Annotated in this window: 14 protein-coding genes; 7 read left to right on the forward strand and 7 right to left on the reverse strand. The window is 69.5% G+C overall.

What is annotated here, in order from left to right:
- Positions 1 to 154: 154 nt before the first annotated feature.
- Positions 155 to 1,666, reverse strand: coding sequence for a serine hydrolase domain-containing protein (locus ACIRQ7_RS18285; RefSeq protein WP_404263532.1), 1,512 nt, complete (start codon positions 1,664 to 1,666; stop codon positions 155 to 157).
- A 219-nt stretch (positions 1,667 to 1,885) separates the two neighbouring features.
- Positions 1,886 to 2,857 carry a GlxA family transcriptional regulator gene (locus tag ACIRQ7_RS18290; RefSeq protein WP_401464433.1) on the reverse strand — a complete coding sequence of 324 codons (972 nt, stop codon included), beginning with the start codon at positions 2,855 to 2,857 and terminating at the stop codon, positions 1,886 to 1,888.
- Positions 2,858 to 3,168: 311 nt separating this feature from the next.
- Between ACIRQ7_RS18290 and ACIRQ7_RS18295 the strand changes: the two genes are divergently transcribed.
- From ACIRQ7_RS18295 to ACIRQ7_RS18305, 3 genes are all read left to right on the forward strand, one after another.
- The gene (locus ACIRQ7_RS18295; protein ID WP_404263533.1) at positions 3,169 to 4,167 is read left to right on the forward strand and encodes an NADP-dependent oxidoreductase; all 999 of its coding nucleotides are present in this window, start codon (positions 3,169 to 3,171) and stop codon (positions 4,165 to 4,167) included.
- 90 nt (positions 4,168 to 4,257) lie between these two features.
- Positions 4,258 to 4,617 (forward strand): antibiotic biosynthesis monooxygenase family protein, encoded by a 360-nt coding sequence (locus tag ACIRQ7_RS18300; protein WP_404263534.1) that lies wholly within the window; start codon positions 4,258 to 4,260, stop codon positions 4,615 to 4,617.
- 465 nt (positions 4,618 to 5,082) lie between these two features.
- On the forward strand, positions 5,083 to 5,328 hold the full coding sequence (locus ACIRQ7_RS18305; RefSeq protein ID WP_404263536.1) for a hypothetical protein: 246 nt from the start codon (positions 5,083 to 5,085) through the stop codon (positions 5,326 to 5,328).
- A gap of 378 nt (positions 5,329 to 5,706) precedes the next feature.
- Here the strand turns inward: ACIRQ7_RS18305 and dnaB are convergent, their stop codons facing one another.
- A complete protein-coding gene (dnaB, locus tag ACIRQ7_RS18310; RefSeq protein ID WP_404263537.1) occupies positions 5,707 to 7,191 on the reverse strand; it encodes a replicative DNA helicase in 1,485 nt (494 codons plus the stop codon).
- A 464-nt stretch (positions 7,192 to 7,655) separates the two neighbouring features.
- Between dnaB and ACIRQ7_RS18315 the strand changes: the two genes are divergently transcribed.
- Both ACIRQ7_RS18315 and ACIRQ7_RS18320 read left to right on the forward strand, forming a co-directional pair.
- Positions 7,656 to 8,993 (forward strand): MATE family efflux transporter, encoded by a 1,338-nt coding sequence (locus ACIRQ7_RS18315; RefSeq protein WP_404263539.1) that lies wholly within the window; start codon positions 7,656 to 7,658, stop codon positions 8,991 to 8,993.
- A gap of 39 nt (positions 8,994 to 9,032) precedes the next feature.
- Entirely contained in the window at positions 9,033 to 9,893 is an 861-nt protein-coding gene (locus ACIRQ7_RS18320; RefSeq protein WP_404263541.1) for a trypsin-like serine peptidase, read from the forward strand.
- Positions 9,894 to 10,001: 108 nt separating this feature from the next.
- Here the strand turns inward: ACIRQ7_RS18320 and rplI are convergent, their stop codons facing one another.
- The 4 genes from rplI to rpsF all read right to left on the reverse strand — a co-directional run bounded on the left by rplI (position 10,002) and on the right by rpsF (position 11,787).
- Positions 10,002 to 10,448: a 50S ribosomal protein L9 gene (gene rplI, locus ACIRQ7_RS18325; RefSeq protein WP_404263543.1), complete on the reverse strand. Its 447-nt coding sequence runs from the start codon at positions 10,446 to 10,448 to the stop codon at positions 10,002 to 10,004.
- A gap of 18 nt (positions 10,449 to 10,466) precedes the next feature.
- Entirely contained in the window at positions 10,467 to 10,703 is a 237-nt protein-coding gene (rpsR, locus tag ACIRQ7_RS18330; RefSeq protein ID WP_003978893.1) for a 30S ribosomal protein S18, read from the reverse strand.
- Between the two features lie 107 nt (positions 10,704 to 10,810).
- Positions 10,811 to 11,413, reverse strand: a complete 603-nt coding sequence (locus tag ACIRQ7_RS18335) for a single-stranded DNA-binding protein (RefSeq protein WP_401464414.1) — start codon at positions 11,411 to 11,413, stop codon at positions 10,811 to 10,813.
- Between the two features lie 83 nt (positions 11,414 to 11,496).
- Positions 11,497 to 11,787 (reverse strand): 30S ribosomal protein S6, encoded by a 291-nt coding sequence (rpsF, locus tag ACIRQ7_RS18340; RefSeq protein WP_003978891.1) that lies wholly within the window; start codon positions 11,785 to 11,787, stop codon positions 11,497 to 11,499.
- A gap of 230 nt (positions 11,788 to 12,017) precedes the next feature.
- On the opposite strand from rpsF, the gene ACIRQ7_RS18345 reads away from it, so the two are divergent.
- Positions 12,018 to 12,335, forward strand: a complete 318-nt coding sequence (locus ACIRQ7_RS18345) for a hypothetical protein (RefSeq protein WP_401464408.1) — start codon at positions 12,018 to 12,020, stop codon at positions 12,333 to 12,335.
- Positions 12,336 to 12,452: 117 nt separating this feature from the next.
- On the forward strand, positions 12,453 to 13,571 hold the full coding sequence (locus ACIRQ7_RS18350) for a lipid II:glycine glycyltransferase FemX (protein WP_401464406.1): 1,119 nt from the start codon (positions 12,453 to 12,455) through the stop codon (positions 13,569 to 13,571).
- Positions 13,572 to 13,633: the final 62 nt, after the last annotated feature.

The raw sequence follows: 13,633 nt of genomic DNA on the forward strand, positions 1-13,633 counted from the left end.
GTACGTCCGCCCACAACGCCCCCGCCGTACGGGCCCGCCCCACCCGGAGCCGCACCCACGCTCCTGGTCGCGCCTGGCACACGGCACTCCGGCGCCCGCGCCTGCCCTGGACGGGACCGGTCCGTCCGTCACCCAGGCATGGGCCGCAGCCCGCTCAGACGCGCCAGCCGTCCACGTCCACTCCGCCCGGTACCGGCCCCGCGGGCTCGTACGGGCCGCGGGTGAAGATGAAGGTCCCGAGATCCAGGTGGCTGACCGCACCGTCGTCGGTGCGCACCACCCGCAGCGTCTCCCCCACGTAGTAGCCGTCGAGACCGGTCCAGGTGCCGTCCGGCTCCGCCCGGAAGCGCGAGGCCCGGCCGGTCCCGGTCAACGGCGCCAACTCCAGCGCGCGCTCGGCCTTCAGCCGCACGGCGAACGGATGCGCGCCCCAATACCAGGGCCCGGTCAGCGCCAGCAGCTCCTGGTCGAGCGGTCCGGACAACGGGCGCCACGGCTCCGGAATCCGTGGCTCATGGACGGCCACGATCTCCAGCAGGTCGGCGGCCACCGAGCTGATCGCCGGTCCCGAGGTGCAGTTAGCCAGCGCGATACCGGCGACGTCCTCCTTGGCATCGACCCACAGAGCCGCCAGGAACCCGGGCATCGACCCCGTGTGCCCGGCCAGCTGCCGCCCGCCCCCGGCCGCGCCGCCACCGCTCGTCCCCCCGCCGCTGCTGCGTGCGAGCTGCACGCCCAGGCCGTAGCCCGCATCCCAGGAATCGTGCTCCGGGGCCACCGCGGGGTTCCGCATCTCGGCCACGCTCGCCCCGCTCAGCACCCGGTCGTCGCCTCGCAGCAGGAACGCCGCCCAGCGGCACAGGTCATCCAACGTGGACCACAGCTGCCCCGCCGGGCCCATCAGCCCGGTGTCCTGCGCCGGTTCCGGCAACAGCGCGTCGGCCCACGGGTGTACCGCCCAGCCCCCCGCGTACGGCATCTCCGGCCGCAACGCCGTACGCCCCATGCCCAGTGGCTCCAGCACCTCGCGCCGCAGCACGTCGCCCCAGGCCTTGCCGTCCCGAAGCCGTTCGACGAGCGCGCCCAGCAGCGCGTAGCCGGGGTTGGAGTAGTGGTGCCGCCGACCGGCCGGGAGGCGCTGCGGCCGGTCCCCGAAGAGGTCGGCCCGCTCGGGACGCAGCTCACCCGCCGTCCGCTCCCACCAGGGGCCACGCGCCTCCGCCGCCAACCCCGAGCTGTGCGAGAGCAGTTGGGCGATCGTCGCGTCCGGTACCGGAGTCCCGTCCAGGTGCGTACCGACGGGATCCGACAGGCGCAGCAGCCCTTCGTCGCGCAGCCTCATCACCATCACCGCCACGAAGGTCTTGGTGAGCGAACCGATCCGGTACTGCACATCGCCGTGCGGCGCCTCCCCCGGCACCGACGTCCGGGCGCCGGTCCACACCGCGCGCCCGCCGCGGACGACCGCCCCCATCATCGAAGGTGCCCGCCCGTCGGCCTGCCCGACCGCCAGCCTGCGGAGCAGCTCCCGGCGGGTCTGCGGCAGCAGTTCTCCGTACGCGCCGGGGGCGCCGGGAGCATCGGGCGCAGATCCCACCGTGCGTTCCGGCCCGGCCTGCCCGGCCGGTTCGGGTTCCTGCGACTCCGCGGGCGGTGCGATGGTCATCGTGCTCCTCAGCGGCCGATCCAGCTCTACGGCAGGCGGCTGCCCACCGCGGCTCAGCCTCTCCCGGTCACCGCCCCGGACGCCAGAGCCATCCGGACGCAGCCGACCGTCTGCGCGCGTGATCACCCACTGGGCGCTGGTCGCCATCCTGCTGCGCATCAGCGACACCACCCGCCGGCCCGCTCCGGCGTCCGCCCCCGGCACCCGTGCGCCGGATGCTCACGCAGTCAGAGCAGCGCTGCGGAACGTCCTCCGGTACGCCAGCGGCGACACCCCCAGGACGCTGTGGAGGTGCTGGCGCAGGGATGTGCCGGTGCCGAACCCTGCATGGTGGGCGACGAGGTCGATGGACCAGTCAGTGGTCTCCAGCAGATGGCGGGCGCGTTCGATGCGCTGTCCGGCCAGCCACTGCCCCGGGCTCATCCCGACCTCGTCGCGGAAGCGCCGGCTGAGAGTGCGCACGCTGACGCTGGCGTGGTGGGCGAGCGAGGCCAGTGTCAACGGCTCGCCGAGACGCTCCAGGGCCCACGCCCGGGTGGCAGCGGTGCCGCCGGCCGCCGGCGCCGGAACCGGCTGCTGGATGAACTGCGCCTGGCCGCCGTCTCGCCACGGCGGCACCACACACGATCGGGCCACCTCGTTCGCGACGGCACTGCCGTGGTCACGGCGCACGATATGGACGCAGAGGTCCACTCCGGCGGCCGCGCCTGCCGAGGTCAGCACATCGCCGTCATCGACGAACAGGACGTTCGGGTCGACGCGGGCCGTGGTGAACAGCCGCTGCAGATGGTCGGCCTCCTGCCAGTGCGTGGTGACCGGGCGGCGATCGAGCAGGCCTGCGGCGGCCAGGACGAAGGCGCCGTTGCAAATGGCCACCATGCGTGTGCCGGGCCGGATACGGGACAGCGCCGCCCGCAGCTCGTCGGGGAGCCGCCCTTCCGTGCGGATCGCGCCCAGCGCATGCGAGGGCGGAATGACCACGGTGTCCATGCTCGCGAGGACCGAGGCATCCGCGGTGACGGCGATGTCGTAGTCGGCCTCGGCCCGTACCTGGCGGCCGTCCAGGCTGCAGGTGGTGACGGAGTAGAGCGGCTCTCCCGTGTCGCTGAACGCGGCGCCGAAGATCCGCGCCGGGATCCCCAACTCGAAAGGGATCACGCCGTCGAGGGCCAGCACGCCAACACGATGCATGCCTCGATTCTGCCCGACCGGGCACGACGCCGGGTTGCCCGCTCACCCCGCACGCCCGCCGGAAGGGCCCGGCCCTGCACCTGGCCACCCGCTCACGGGCTTCCCCACCTGTCCGAGCTGCCCGACCCGGCCCTTCTTCCTGGCCTGCCCCCCTTCCTGGCCTGATTCTTTCGAACGGTGGCCATCTGGACACGACTGTCCGGCCGCAGGAGGCGAAAACATGGCCATACGCCGGAACGCGCCGCGCATTTCCCCTGCGCACAGCCGTACCGCCGCATTCCACCGACGCACAGCCGTACCAAGGAGATGTCATGTCCGACGACGCCACCACCACCCCGGGCGCCCCCGCCGCCCCGGCCGTCCCGCAGATGCGCGCCATCAGCCAGGACGCCGCCGGTGGCCCGGAAGTCCTCAAGGTGATCACGACCGACCGGCCGGTGCCGGGACCGACGGAGATCCTGGTCCGGGTGCATGCCGCAGGCGTCAACCCGACCGACTGGAAGACCCGCACCAACGGCGCGTTCATGACCGGAGCCGAGCCGCCGTTCACCCTGGGCTTCGACGTTTCCGGCGTGGTCGAGGCGACCGGCCTCGGCGTCACCCTCTTCGCGCCCGGTGACCGGGTCTTCGGCATGCCCCGTTTCCCCCACCCCGCCGGTGCCTACGCCGAATACGTCACCGGCCCGGCCCGCCACTTCGCCCACCTGCCCGCGAGCCTGGACCACATCCAGGGCGCAGCCGTCCCGCTCGCGGCACTGACCGCCCGGCAGGCGCTCGTCGACACCGCCGACGTACAGCCGGGCCAGCGGGTGCTGATCCACGCGGCGGCCGGCGGCGTCGGACATCTGGCCGTACAGATCGCCAAATCCCTTGGCGCGTACGTCATCGGCACCGCCAGCGAGCCCAAGCACGCGTTCCTGCGCGACCTGGGCGCCGACGAGCTCGTCGACTACACGCAGCAGGACTTCGCGGAAACGGTGCAGGACGTCGATGTCGTCCTCAACACCATCGGGGGCGACTACTGGGCACGGTCACTGCGCACGCTGCGCCCCGGCGGCACCCTCGTCTCCATCCTGCCGCCGGACGACTCCGTCCCCACCCCGCGGGCCGAGGCGGCCGGGGTGCGCGCGCAGTTCCTGCTCGTCGAGCCCGACCGGGCCGGTCTGCGTGCCATCGCCGACCTGATGGACAGCGGCCGGCTCCGGGCTGCCGTCGATGCGGTGATCCCGCTGGAGGAGGCCGCCAAGGCCCACACGCTGGGCGAAACCGGCCGCACCACAGGCAAGATCGTCCTGACGGCGGCCCCGTAGACGCGTGAGGGGGGCGCCCGCCGCCCCCCTTCCGCAGACCGCCGAACCTCGTCACCGGCCCTCGTCACCGGCGTCGGTAGGGTCCAACTCATGACCAAAGAAAGCCAGTCGGTGACCGCCTCGGACTCGTCCGTCACCTTCATCAACGTCTTCGAGATCGCCGCCGACCGCGTCGAGGCGTTCATGGCCCAGTGGCAGGAACGCGCCGCCCTCATGAGCACCAAGCCCGGCTTCATCGACACCCGGCTGCACCGCGCACGGTCCTCGGACGACCGGTTCCAGCTCGTCAATGTGGCCCACTGGGAGAGCCAGGAGGCATGGGAAGCGGCCACGGCGGACCCCGAATTCACCGCACGCACCCGCGCCGCACGCGAGGGCCATGAGGCACCGATCACGGTGAATCCGTCGCTCTACGACGTGGCCGTCGAGTTCACCGCTCCGACGTCCTGACGGCCTCCGCCGCACAGCATCCGCGGCCCGATCCGGGCCGCACAAGGGCCGGCCGCTATGGCCCGCCGGTGTGGGTCTCAGCTTCGCTGTCAGATGGCAGCGCCGTGACCTGCGGTTCTTCTGGTTGTCTCAGGTCGTGTCGCTGAGGTGCTGTCTCAGGGACGTGTCTGTTCCTCAGTGGGGGGCGGGGTCGTGCCAGTGGGAGGGGTCGGGCAAAGCAAGGGCTCCAGCCAGCTTGTGATAGCCCCGTAACAAAGGATCTTGAGCCCTTGAAGCGTCTTTCGAACGTGTGGTGGGGTTCAGGTGTCCGAAAAGATCTTGGAGCGCGACGCGGCGCTTCGCCGCGGCCGGACACGACTCCGGCCGACCGCGGGGCGGGTTCACCAGCCGCGCTCCGCGAGGAGCGGGCCTGTGCGCCGCAGAGGCGCACGCACCACTTCACGTAGGCACGTAAAGGAGAGAAACATGCGCAAGTTCAAGCGCGCAGCAGTCGCCGCCGCCAGCATCCTGGCCTTCTCCGGCATCGGCATCGGAGCCGCCCAGGCCGCCGACCTCCCCTATGTTGAAACGCAGGGCGACCCCGCGACGGACTGCTTCACGAAGGCGACCCAGCGGGAGATGGACATGGGAGCGGGCCACCACGTCACCATCGTCCACTGCGAACGCGACCCCCAGGACCCGGGCACCATGTTTGTCTTCTACCGGGGCTGAGTCACGGGGCGGGTCACCTCCGGCCCTCTCCACCGAGGCCACGGTCTCCTCGGCCGCGCGCACGTCGGAGACCGGACGCCGCACCCGCACCGGAGTTCCGTCGACGTGACGGACGAAGGCGGCCCCTCCCCCCTTGAACGGGGGTGGAGGGGCCGCCTTCGTGCTGCTCGGTGACAGCGATGGTCGGATGGTGGGCGACGGCCACGGCACCTACGCCGAGAGCCTGAACACCGCGCTCCCGTGGAAAGGTCACCCCTCACACCAACCGGAAGAGTGAACGCTCCGAGCTGTGAGTCTCCATGCCGTGGCGTATCGGACTCTGACCCGACATCAGCCCTGAGATTCCGACATGAAATCTGAGACCCCACACCCGCCCACTCAGGTCTGCGCCATGTCCACGAAGCGTGAGTAGTGGCCCTGGAACGCCACGGTGATCGTCGCCGTCGGGCCGTTACGGTGCTTCGCCACGATCAGGTCCGCCTCGCCCGCGCGCGGGGACTCCTTCTCGTAGGCGTCCTCGCGGTGCAGCAGGATCACCATGTCGGCGTCCTGCTCGATCGAACCGGATTCACGCAGGTCGGAGACCATCGGCTTCTTGTCCGTACGCTGCTCGGGGCCACGGTTCAGCTGGGACAGCGCGATGACCGGGAGCTCCAGCTCCTTCGCCAGCAGCTTGAGGTTTCGGGACATGTCCGAGACCTCCTGCTGGCGGCTCTCGGCGCGCTTCGAACCGCCGGACTGCATCAGCTGGAGGTAGTCGATGACCACCAGCTTCAACTCGTTGCGCTGCTTGAGGCGGCGGCACTTCGCGCGGATCTCCATCATCGAGAGGTTCGGCGAATCGTCGATGAAGAGGGGGGCGGCGGAGACGTCCGGCATCCGGCGGGCCAGCCTGGTCCAGTCCTCGTCCGTCATGCTCCCGGAACGCATGTGGTGCAGGGCGACCCGGGCCTCGGCGGACAGCAGACGCATGGCGATCTCGTTGCGTCCCATTTCGAGGGAGAAGATCACGCTGGGGAGGTTGCTCTTGATCGAACAGGCGCGGGCGAAGTCCAGTGCGAGGGTGGACTTACCCATGGCGGGACGTGCCGCGATGACGATCATCTGGCCCGGGTGCAGGCCGTTCGTCAGGGAGTCGAGGTCGGTGAAGCCGGTGGGCACGCCGGTCATCTGGCCCTGGCGTGAGCCGATGGCCTCGATCTCGTCGAGGGCGCCTTCCATGATGTCGCCGAGCGGCAGATAGTCCTCGCTGGTCCGCTGCTCGGTGACGGCGTAGATCTCCGCCTGGGCGCTGTTGACGATCTCGTCGACATCGCCGTCGGCGGCGTATCCCATCTGCGTGATCCGGGTGCCGGCCTCGACGAGGCGGCGCAGCACGGCGCGTTCGTGGACGATCTCGGCGTAGTACTCGGCGTTCGCAGCCGTGGGGACGGACTGGACGAGGGTGTGCAGATACGACGCGCCGCCGACCCGCGCGATCTCGCCCCGCTTGGTCAGCTCCGCCGCGATGGTGATCGGGTCGGCCGGCTCGCCCTTGGCGTAGAGGTCGAGGATCGCCTGATAGACCAGCTCATGGGCGGGCCGGTAGAAATCGTCGCCCTTGAGCACCTCGACGACGTCCGCGATGGCGTCCTTGGACAGCAGCATGCCGCCGAGCACCGATTGCTCGGCATCCAGGTCCTGCGGGGGCACGCGCTCGAAGGCGCCGCCCCAGGAGCCGCCCGATCCGTCGTCCTCGCCGCGGTCCTGGCGGTCGCCGCCGCGGCCCCGGCCCTTTCCGTCGCCCCGGCGGGGGGAGCGGGCGGCCGGCAGCCGGTCGCTCGGACCGGAGTCCACCCAGGGGTCCTCCATGGGCTCGGGCATGCTCACCCCGGCACCTCCTCCCGTCCGCGACGCGGACCTTGCTGTGCTCTTCTTTCTTACGGCACAGCTCTGACAATCGATACGCCCGACTCCGGTTACGGCGCGTCGAGTTCGGACGTTTTCTCAGGTCGGAACAGGCGGCGGGTGCCGGACCACGTTAGGCCCGCCGGGACCGTCCGCCAATCTGGTTATCCACAGGCCGTGTGGATGACGGGCCTCCAGCTGTGGAGAACCCCCCGGATCCTGTGCACGGGCCGGGGGAAACTTCTGTGGACAAGCACACAATCAGCCCGACACCACCTCTCTGACCTGGGGTTTTCTCATCCATAGGCTGTGGGGGAGAAAAACTTCGCCAACCTGTTCAAGATCGCGACAAACGGCGCGGAGAAGGCAACTCCGCACAGCGGAAAGTAAGGACTGCAAGGCAGTTGCGTCTGTTACCTGTGGAAGATTAGATTGAGCGCATGACCCAGGCTCCCGCGACGCCACGGCGCACCGACCGCCGCCACGACCGCGAGATCATCGCACTCGCCCTGCCGGCCTTCGGCGCGCTCGTCGCGGAACCGCTCTTCGTCATGGTCGACAGCGCCGTCATCGGCCACCTCGGCACACCCCAGCTCGCCGGCCTGGGCGTCGCCGCGGCACTGCTGACCACCGCCGTCTCCGTCTTCGTCTTCCTCGCCTACGCCACCACCGCGGCAGTCGCCCGCAGGGTCGGCGCAGGCGACCTCTCCGCCGCCATCCGCCAGGGCATGGACGGCATCTGGCTCGCCCTGCTCCTCGGCGCGGCCGTCATAGCCGTCGTGCTCCCCACCGCACCCTGGCTCGTCGACATCTTCGGCGCATCGGGCACCGCCGCACCGTACGCCACCACCTACCTTCGCATCAGCGCGCTCGGCATCCCCGCGATGCTGGTCGTGCTGGCCGCCACCGGCGTGCTCCGCGGGCTCCAGGACACCAGGACCCCGCTGTACGTCGCCATCGGAGGATTCTCCGCCAACGCCGTACTCAACGTCGCCCTGGTCTACGGCGCCGGCCTCGGCATCGCCGGCTCGGCCTGGGGCACCGTCCTCGCCCAGTGCGCCATGGCCGCCGTCTACCTCGTCGTCGTGATCCGCGGAGCCCGACGGCACGGCGCCTCACTACGGCCCGACGCCGCGGGAATCCGCGCCTCCGCCCAGGCGGGCGTTCCGCTCCTGGTCCGCACCCTGTCGCTGCGGGCCGTGCTGATGATCGCCACCGCGGTGGCCGCCCGGCTCGGTGACGCCGACGTCGCCGCCCACCAGATCGTGCTGACCCTCTGGTCCCTGCTGGCCTTCGCCCTCGACGCCATAGCCATCGCCGGCCAGGCAATCATCGGACGCTACCTCGGCGCGGGGGACCGGGACGGCGCCAGGGCCGCCTGCCGCCGCATGGTGCAGTGGGGCATCGCCTCCGGCCTGGTCCTCGGCGTGCTCGTCGCACTCGCCCGCCCGCTGTTCATCCCCCTGTTCACCTCCGACCCCGCCGTGAAGGGCCCGCTGATGACCACGCTGCTGGTCGTGGCCCTCACCCAACCGGTCTCCGGCATCGTCTTCATCCTCGACGGGGTCCTGATGGGGGCGGGCGACGGCCCGTATCTCGCCTGGGCCATGGTGATCACGCTGGCCCTGTTCGCGCCCGTCGCGCTGGCCGTCCCCGCTCTGGGCGGCGGGCTCACCGCCCTGTGGTGGGCGATGGCCCTGATGATGACCGTCCGCATGCTGACGCTGTGGCTGCGCACCCGCTCCGGCGCATGGATTGTGATCGGGGCCTCGCGCTGAGCCTTCCCGTAACGCCGCGCGCCCGCAGATAATGACCGGGTGCGCGCGCTTGCCAGGAATTCGGTACTGCCCCTGACCCTGGTGGTCATCGGGGCAGCAGCAGTGGTGGGCTACGGCACGGAGGAAACCGACACCAACGACGCCGGGCACAGCAGTTACGGCAAGTCGGGCGAGGCCGGACAGCCGCCCCAGGACCAGGACCCCGCCGCGACGGCCCCCGCCGATGACGGCAGCGCCTACACCCCCCGTCACACCGAGCAGAACGCCCGGATCGGCGCGGTCTTCGAGAAGAGCGATCCCAGCGAGCACTTCTGCACGGCGAGCGTGGTGCAGAGCCAGGGCCGCAACATGCTCATCACCGCCGCACACTGCGCCTACGACAGCGATGCCGGAGCCCCCGTGGACGATCTCGTCTTCGCCCCCGACTACCGCGACGGCGACGGACCCACCGGCCGGTGGAAGGTCAAGAAGGTCGTCGTCGACGACCGCTGGGCCAAGTCGAACGACGAGAACTTCGATGTCGCCTTCCTCGTGCTCGACAAGAAGGACGGCAAGCAGATCCAGGACGAGCTGGGCGGCAACACCCTCGGCATCGACCGCGGCTTCGACGACGAGGTCAAGATCACCGGCTATCCCAGCAGCCGCGACACCCCCATCTCCTGCCGGAACCGCACGACGAAGTTCAGCGACACCCAGCTGCGGATACAGTGCACCGATTTTGAAGGCGGCACGAGCGGCAGCCCCTGGCTCGCCGACTACGACCCCAAGAGCCAGACGGGCACGGTCATCGGCGTCCTCGGCGGCCATGAGGGCGGCGGCGACGAGGACGACATCTCCTACGCGGCGTACTTCAACGACGACATCGCCACGCTCTACCGGCGCGCCCAGGAGAAGGACTGAGGCCGCCGGAGCCGATGGGAACGCGCCGCCTTCAGTGTGCGGAGCACGGCGAAGGGCCGCACCCCGTTCCCGGGGTACGGCCCTTCGGCGTGTACAGCGAAGCTGCGATTACGCGGCGATGACCTCGATGCCGAGCTTCGCAACGACCTCGGCGTGCAGACGCACGGAGACCTGGTGCGCGCCCAGCGTCTTGATCGGCGTACCGAGCTCGACACGGCGCTTGTCGACGTCCGGACCACCGGCAGCCTTGATCGCCGAGGCGACGTCGGCCGGGGTGACGGAGCCGAACAGACGACCCGCTTCGCCGGCACGAACGGCCAGCTTCACGTCGACGCCCTCGAGCTTGCCCTTGATCTCAGTGGCCTGCTCGATCGTGGCGATCTCGCGGATCTTGCGACCCCGACGGATCTGCTCGACGTCCTTCTCGCCACCCTTGGTCCAACGGATCGCGAAACCACGCGGGACCAGGTAGTTACGGGCGTAACCGTCCTTGACGTCAACGACGTCGCCGGCGGTGCCGAGGCCGGAGACCTCGTGGGTGAGGATGATCTTCATTTGTCGGTCACCCTTCCCTTATCGCGCGGTGGACGTGTAGGGCAGCAGCGCCATCTCACGGCTGTTCTTCACGGCCGTGGCGACGTCACGCTGGTGCTGAGTGCAGTTGCCGGTGACTCGGCGGGCACGGATCTTGCCGCGGTCGGAAATGAACTTCCGCAGCAGGTTCGTGTCCTTGTAGTCAACGTAGGAGATCTTCTCCTTGCAGAACACGCAAACCTTCTTCTTAGGCTTGCGAGCAGGCGGCTTCGCCATTATCTCTCTCCAGTGAGTTCAAGAAGTTCATGCTGACGCCCTCAAGGCCCCGGCCGTTGCTCGCGCGGTTTCACGTGAAACCGCGCGGACACGAGCCGCTGTGGGACCTAGAAAGGCGGCTCGTCCGAGTAACCGCCGCCGGAGTTTCCGCCACCCCAGCCACCGCCACCGCCGCCACCCTGCTGGCCACCGCCGGCAGGAGCGTTGGTCGCCCACGGGTCGTCGGCGGGAGCACCGCCGCCGCCCTGCTGGCCGCCGCCACCGGGGCCGCCGCCCCAGCCGCCGCCACCCTGGCCGCCACCGCCCTGCTGACCGCCGCCGAAGCCGCCGCCCTGACCACCGCGACCAGTGGTCTTGGTGATCTTGGCCGTGGCGTTCTTCAAGCTCGCGCCCACTTCCTCGACGTCGAGCTCGTAGACCGTGCGCTTCACGCCCTCGCGGTCCTCGTACGACCGCTGCTTGAGGCGGCCCTGCACGACCACGCGGGTACCCCGCGTGAGGGACTCGGCGACGTTCTCCGCCGCCTGACGCCACACCGAGCAGGTCAGGAACAGGCTCTCGCCGTCCTTCCACTCATTGGTCTGACGGTCGAAGGTGCGGGGAGTCGACGCGACGCGGAACTTCGCGACCGCCGCACCGGACGGGGTGAAGCGCAGCTCGGGGTCGTCGACAAGATTGCCGACGACCGTGATGACGGTCTCGCCTGCCATTAGGGGAACCTCTCGGCGGGTGTGCTGCTGGCTGCTGGTGTTGCTGCTACTCGGACCCGGTTACCGCTGAACGCTTGACGCGGTCAGTGGGTCTCGGGACGGAGGACCTTGGTCCGGAGGACCGACTCATTCAGGTTCATCTGACGGTCGAGCTCCTTGACGACCGCAGGCTCGGCCTGCAGGTCGATGACCGAGTAGATGCCCTCGGGCTTCTTGTTGATCTCGTACGAGAGACGACGACGGCCCCAAGTGTCGACCTTCTCGACCTTTCCGTTGCCCTCACGGACGACGGAGAGGAAGTTCTCGATCAGCGGGGAGACAGCGCGCTCCTCGAGATCGGGGTCGAGGATGACCATCACCTCGTAGTGACGCATGTAGAACCCACCTCCTTTGGACTCAGCGGCCACGGTCGTTCCGTGGCAGGAGGGTCTTGATGCGTTCCGCACCGAGCCCGGCCGGATCATCCGGACAGACATGGGCGCAGACCGTACAGAGTACCTGCCTCAGGGCTTCCGGTTGAAATCCGACCGCTGCACCCCCCAATCTGGAACACAACGGGTGTGAGCGGCGTTACAGTGCGCCGCCCTGTCATCGGAGGTGCCGCATGGCACAGGCAGTACGGACCCAGCGCAGTCTGCTCTCGCTTCTCAACAGCGACGGCAAGGCCCATCCCGTCGAGAACACCATCGTCGCCGTGACGGTCGTACTCGGCGCGATCGCCATCTTCACGACGTTCTCCCCGAGCCTGCACCTGATCAGTTCCTGGGCGGGACTGGTCGGAATCTGCACCGGCGCCTGGGGCCAGTTCATCTCCTCGACGACAGGTGAACGCTTCCTGTTGATCATCGGGCTCGGGGCTTCGGCCGTGGGCTTCTTCCTCGGTATGGCGCACGGCGGACTGTTCGGAGGCCTGATCGGTTAGCGGCCGTACGCGCACGGGCCCGGCGCCCGTACGCCCTCATGGGGCGCTCCCCAGTAGGCTTCGGCGCGAGAGCCGGAGCCCCGACCCTGGGGACACACCTGCCGAGGAGCGCCCCGCATGAGCCTGACCCTGAGGACCATCAGCCGAGAGCAGCATCTGGCATACATCCAGAGCCTGCCCGCGGCTAGCCACATGCAGGTCCCGGCCTGGGCTGACGTCAAGTCCGAATGGCGCGCGGAAAGCCTGGGCTGGTTCGACAAGACCGGCGAGCTGGTCGGCGCCGGCCTGGTCCTCTACCGCCAGGTCCCCAAGGTGAAGCGCTATCTCGCTTACCTTCCCGAGGGCCCGGTCATCAACTGGTTCGCGCCGAATCTGGAGGACTGGCTGCAGCCGATGCTCAGCCACCTCAAGCAGCAGGGCGCGTTCACCGTGAAGATGGGCCCGCCGGTCATCATTCGCCGCTGGGACTCCCCGGCGATCAAAGCCGGCATCCAGGACCCCGACGTCAAGCGCCTGCGCGACGTCGAGGCCACCCACATCGAGCCGCGCGCCTTCGAGGTGGCCGACCAGCTGCGCCGAATGGGCTGGCAGCAGGGCGAGGACGGCGGCGCGGGCTTCGCCGACGTGCAGCCGCGCTACGTCTTCCAGGTGCCGCTGGCCAACCGCTCGCTGGAGGACGTCCACAAGGGCTTCAACCAGCTGTGGCGCCGCAACATCAAGAAGGCCGAGAAGGCCGGCGTCGAGGTCGTCCAGGGCAGCTACGAAGAGCTGGCCGAATGGCAGCGGCTCTACGAGATCACCGCGGAGCGCGACCACTTCCGGCCGCGTCCGCTCAGCTACTTCCAGCGCATGTGGACGTCCCTCAACTCCGAGGACCCCAACCGCATGCGGCTCTACTTCGCGCGCCACGAGGGCGAGAACGTCGCGGCCGCCACGATGCTGATCGTCGGTGGGCACGTCTGGTACTCCTACGGCGCTTCCGCCAACCACAAGCGCGAGGTCCGGCCCTCCAACGCCATGCAGTGGCGGATGCTGCGGGATGCCTACGCGCTCGGCGCCTCGGTCTACGACCTCCGCGGCATCAGCGACTCGCTCGACGAGAACGACCATCTCTTCGGCCTGATCCAGTTCAAGGTCGGCACGGGTGGGCAGGCAGCGGAGTACCTCGGGGAGTGGGACTTCCCGCTCAACAAGCTTCTGCAGAAGGCGTTCGACATGTATATGGCGCGCCGCTGACCGCTTCACCGCACAGTTCGTCCTCTGACACACCCCAGCCACGAGAAAGGTTCCGGGCCCGG

It is taken from the genome of Streptomyces sp. NPDC101393 (assembly GCF_044767385.1).
Lineage (GTDB): Bacteria > Actinomycetota > Actinomycetes > Streptomycetales > Streptomycetaceae > Streptomyces.

Excerpts from the sequence above, each read along its gene's own strand:
- ACIRQ7_RS18305 (WP_404263536.1), top strand. The coding sequence starts at position 5,083 with ATGCGCAAGTTCAAGCGCGCAGCAGTCGCCGCCGCCAGCATCCTGGCC.
- ACIRQ7_RS18290 (WP_401464433.1), bottom strand. The coding sequence starts at position 2,857 with ATGCATCGTGTTGGCGTGCTGGCCCTCGACGGCGTGATCCCTTTCGAG.
- ACIRQ7_RS18315 (WP_404263539.1), top strand. The coding sequence starts at position 7,656 with ATGACCCAGGCTCCCGCGACGCCACGGCGCACCGACCGCCGCCACGAC.
- rplI (WP_404263543.1), bottom strand. The coding sequence starts at position 10,448 with ATGAAGATCATCCTCACCCACGAGGTCTCCGGCCTCGGCACCGCCGGC.
- ACIRQ7_RS18285 (WP_404263532.1), bottom strand. The coding sequence starts at position 1,666 with ATGACCATCGCACCGCCCGCGGAGTCGCAGGAACCCGAACCGGCCGGG.
- ACIRQ7_RS18300 (WP_404263534.1), top strand. The coding sequence starts at position 4,258 with ATGACCAAAGAAAGCCAGTCGGTGACCGCCTCGGACTCGTCCGTCACC.
- ACIRQ7_RS18335 (WP_401464414.1), bottom strand. The coding sequence starts at position 11,413 with ATGGCAGGCGAGACCGTCATCACGGTCGTCGGCAATCTTGTCGACGAC.
- ACIRQ7_RS18295 (WP_404263533.1), top strand. The coding sequence starts at position 3,169 with ATGTCCGACGACGCCACCACCACCCCGGGCGCCCCCGCCGCCCCGGCC.
- dnaB (WP_404263537.1), bottom strand. The coding sequence starts at position 7,191 with ATGCCCGAGCCCATGGAGGACCCCTGGGTGGACTCCGGTCCGAGCGAC.
- ACIRQ7_RS18345 (WP_401464408.1), top strand. The coding sequence starts at position 12,018 with ATGGCACAGGCAGTACGGACCCAGCGCAGTCTGCTCTCGCTTCTCAAC.
- rpsR (WP_003978893.1), bottom strand. The coding sequence starts at position 10,703 with ATGGCGAAGCCGCCTGCTCGCAAGCCTAAGAAGAAGGTTTGCGTGTTC.
- ACIRQ7_RS18350 (WP_401464406.1), top strand. The coding sequence starts at position 12,453 with ATGAGCCTGACCCTGAGGACCATCAGCCGAGAGCAGCATCTGGCATAC.
- rpsF (WP_003978891.1), bottom strand. The coding sequence starts at position 11,787 with ATGCGTCACTACGAGGTGATGGTCATCCTCGACCCCGATCTCGAGGAG.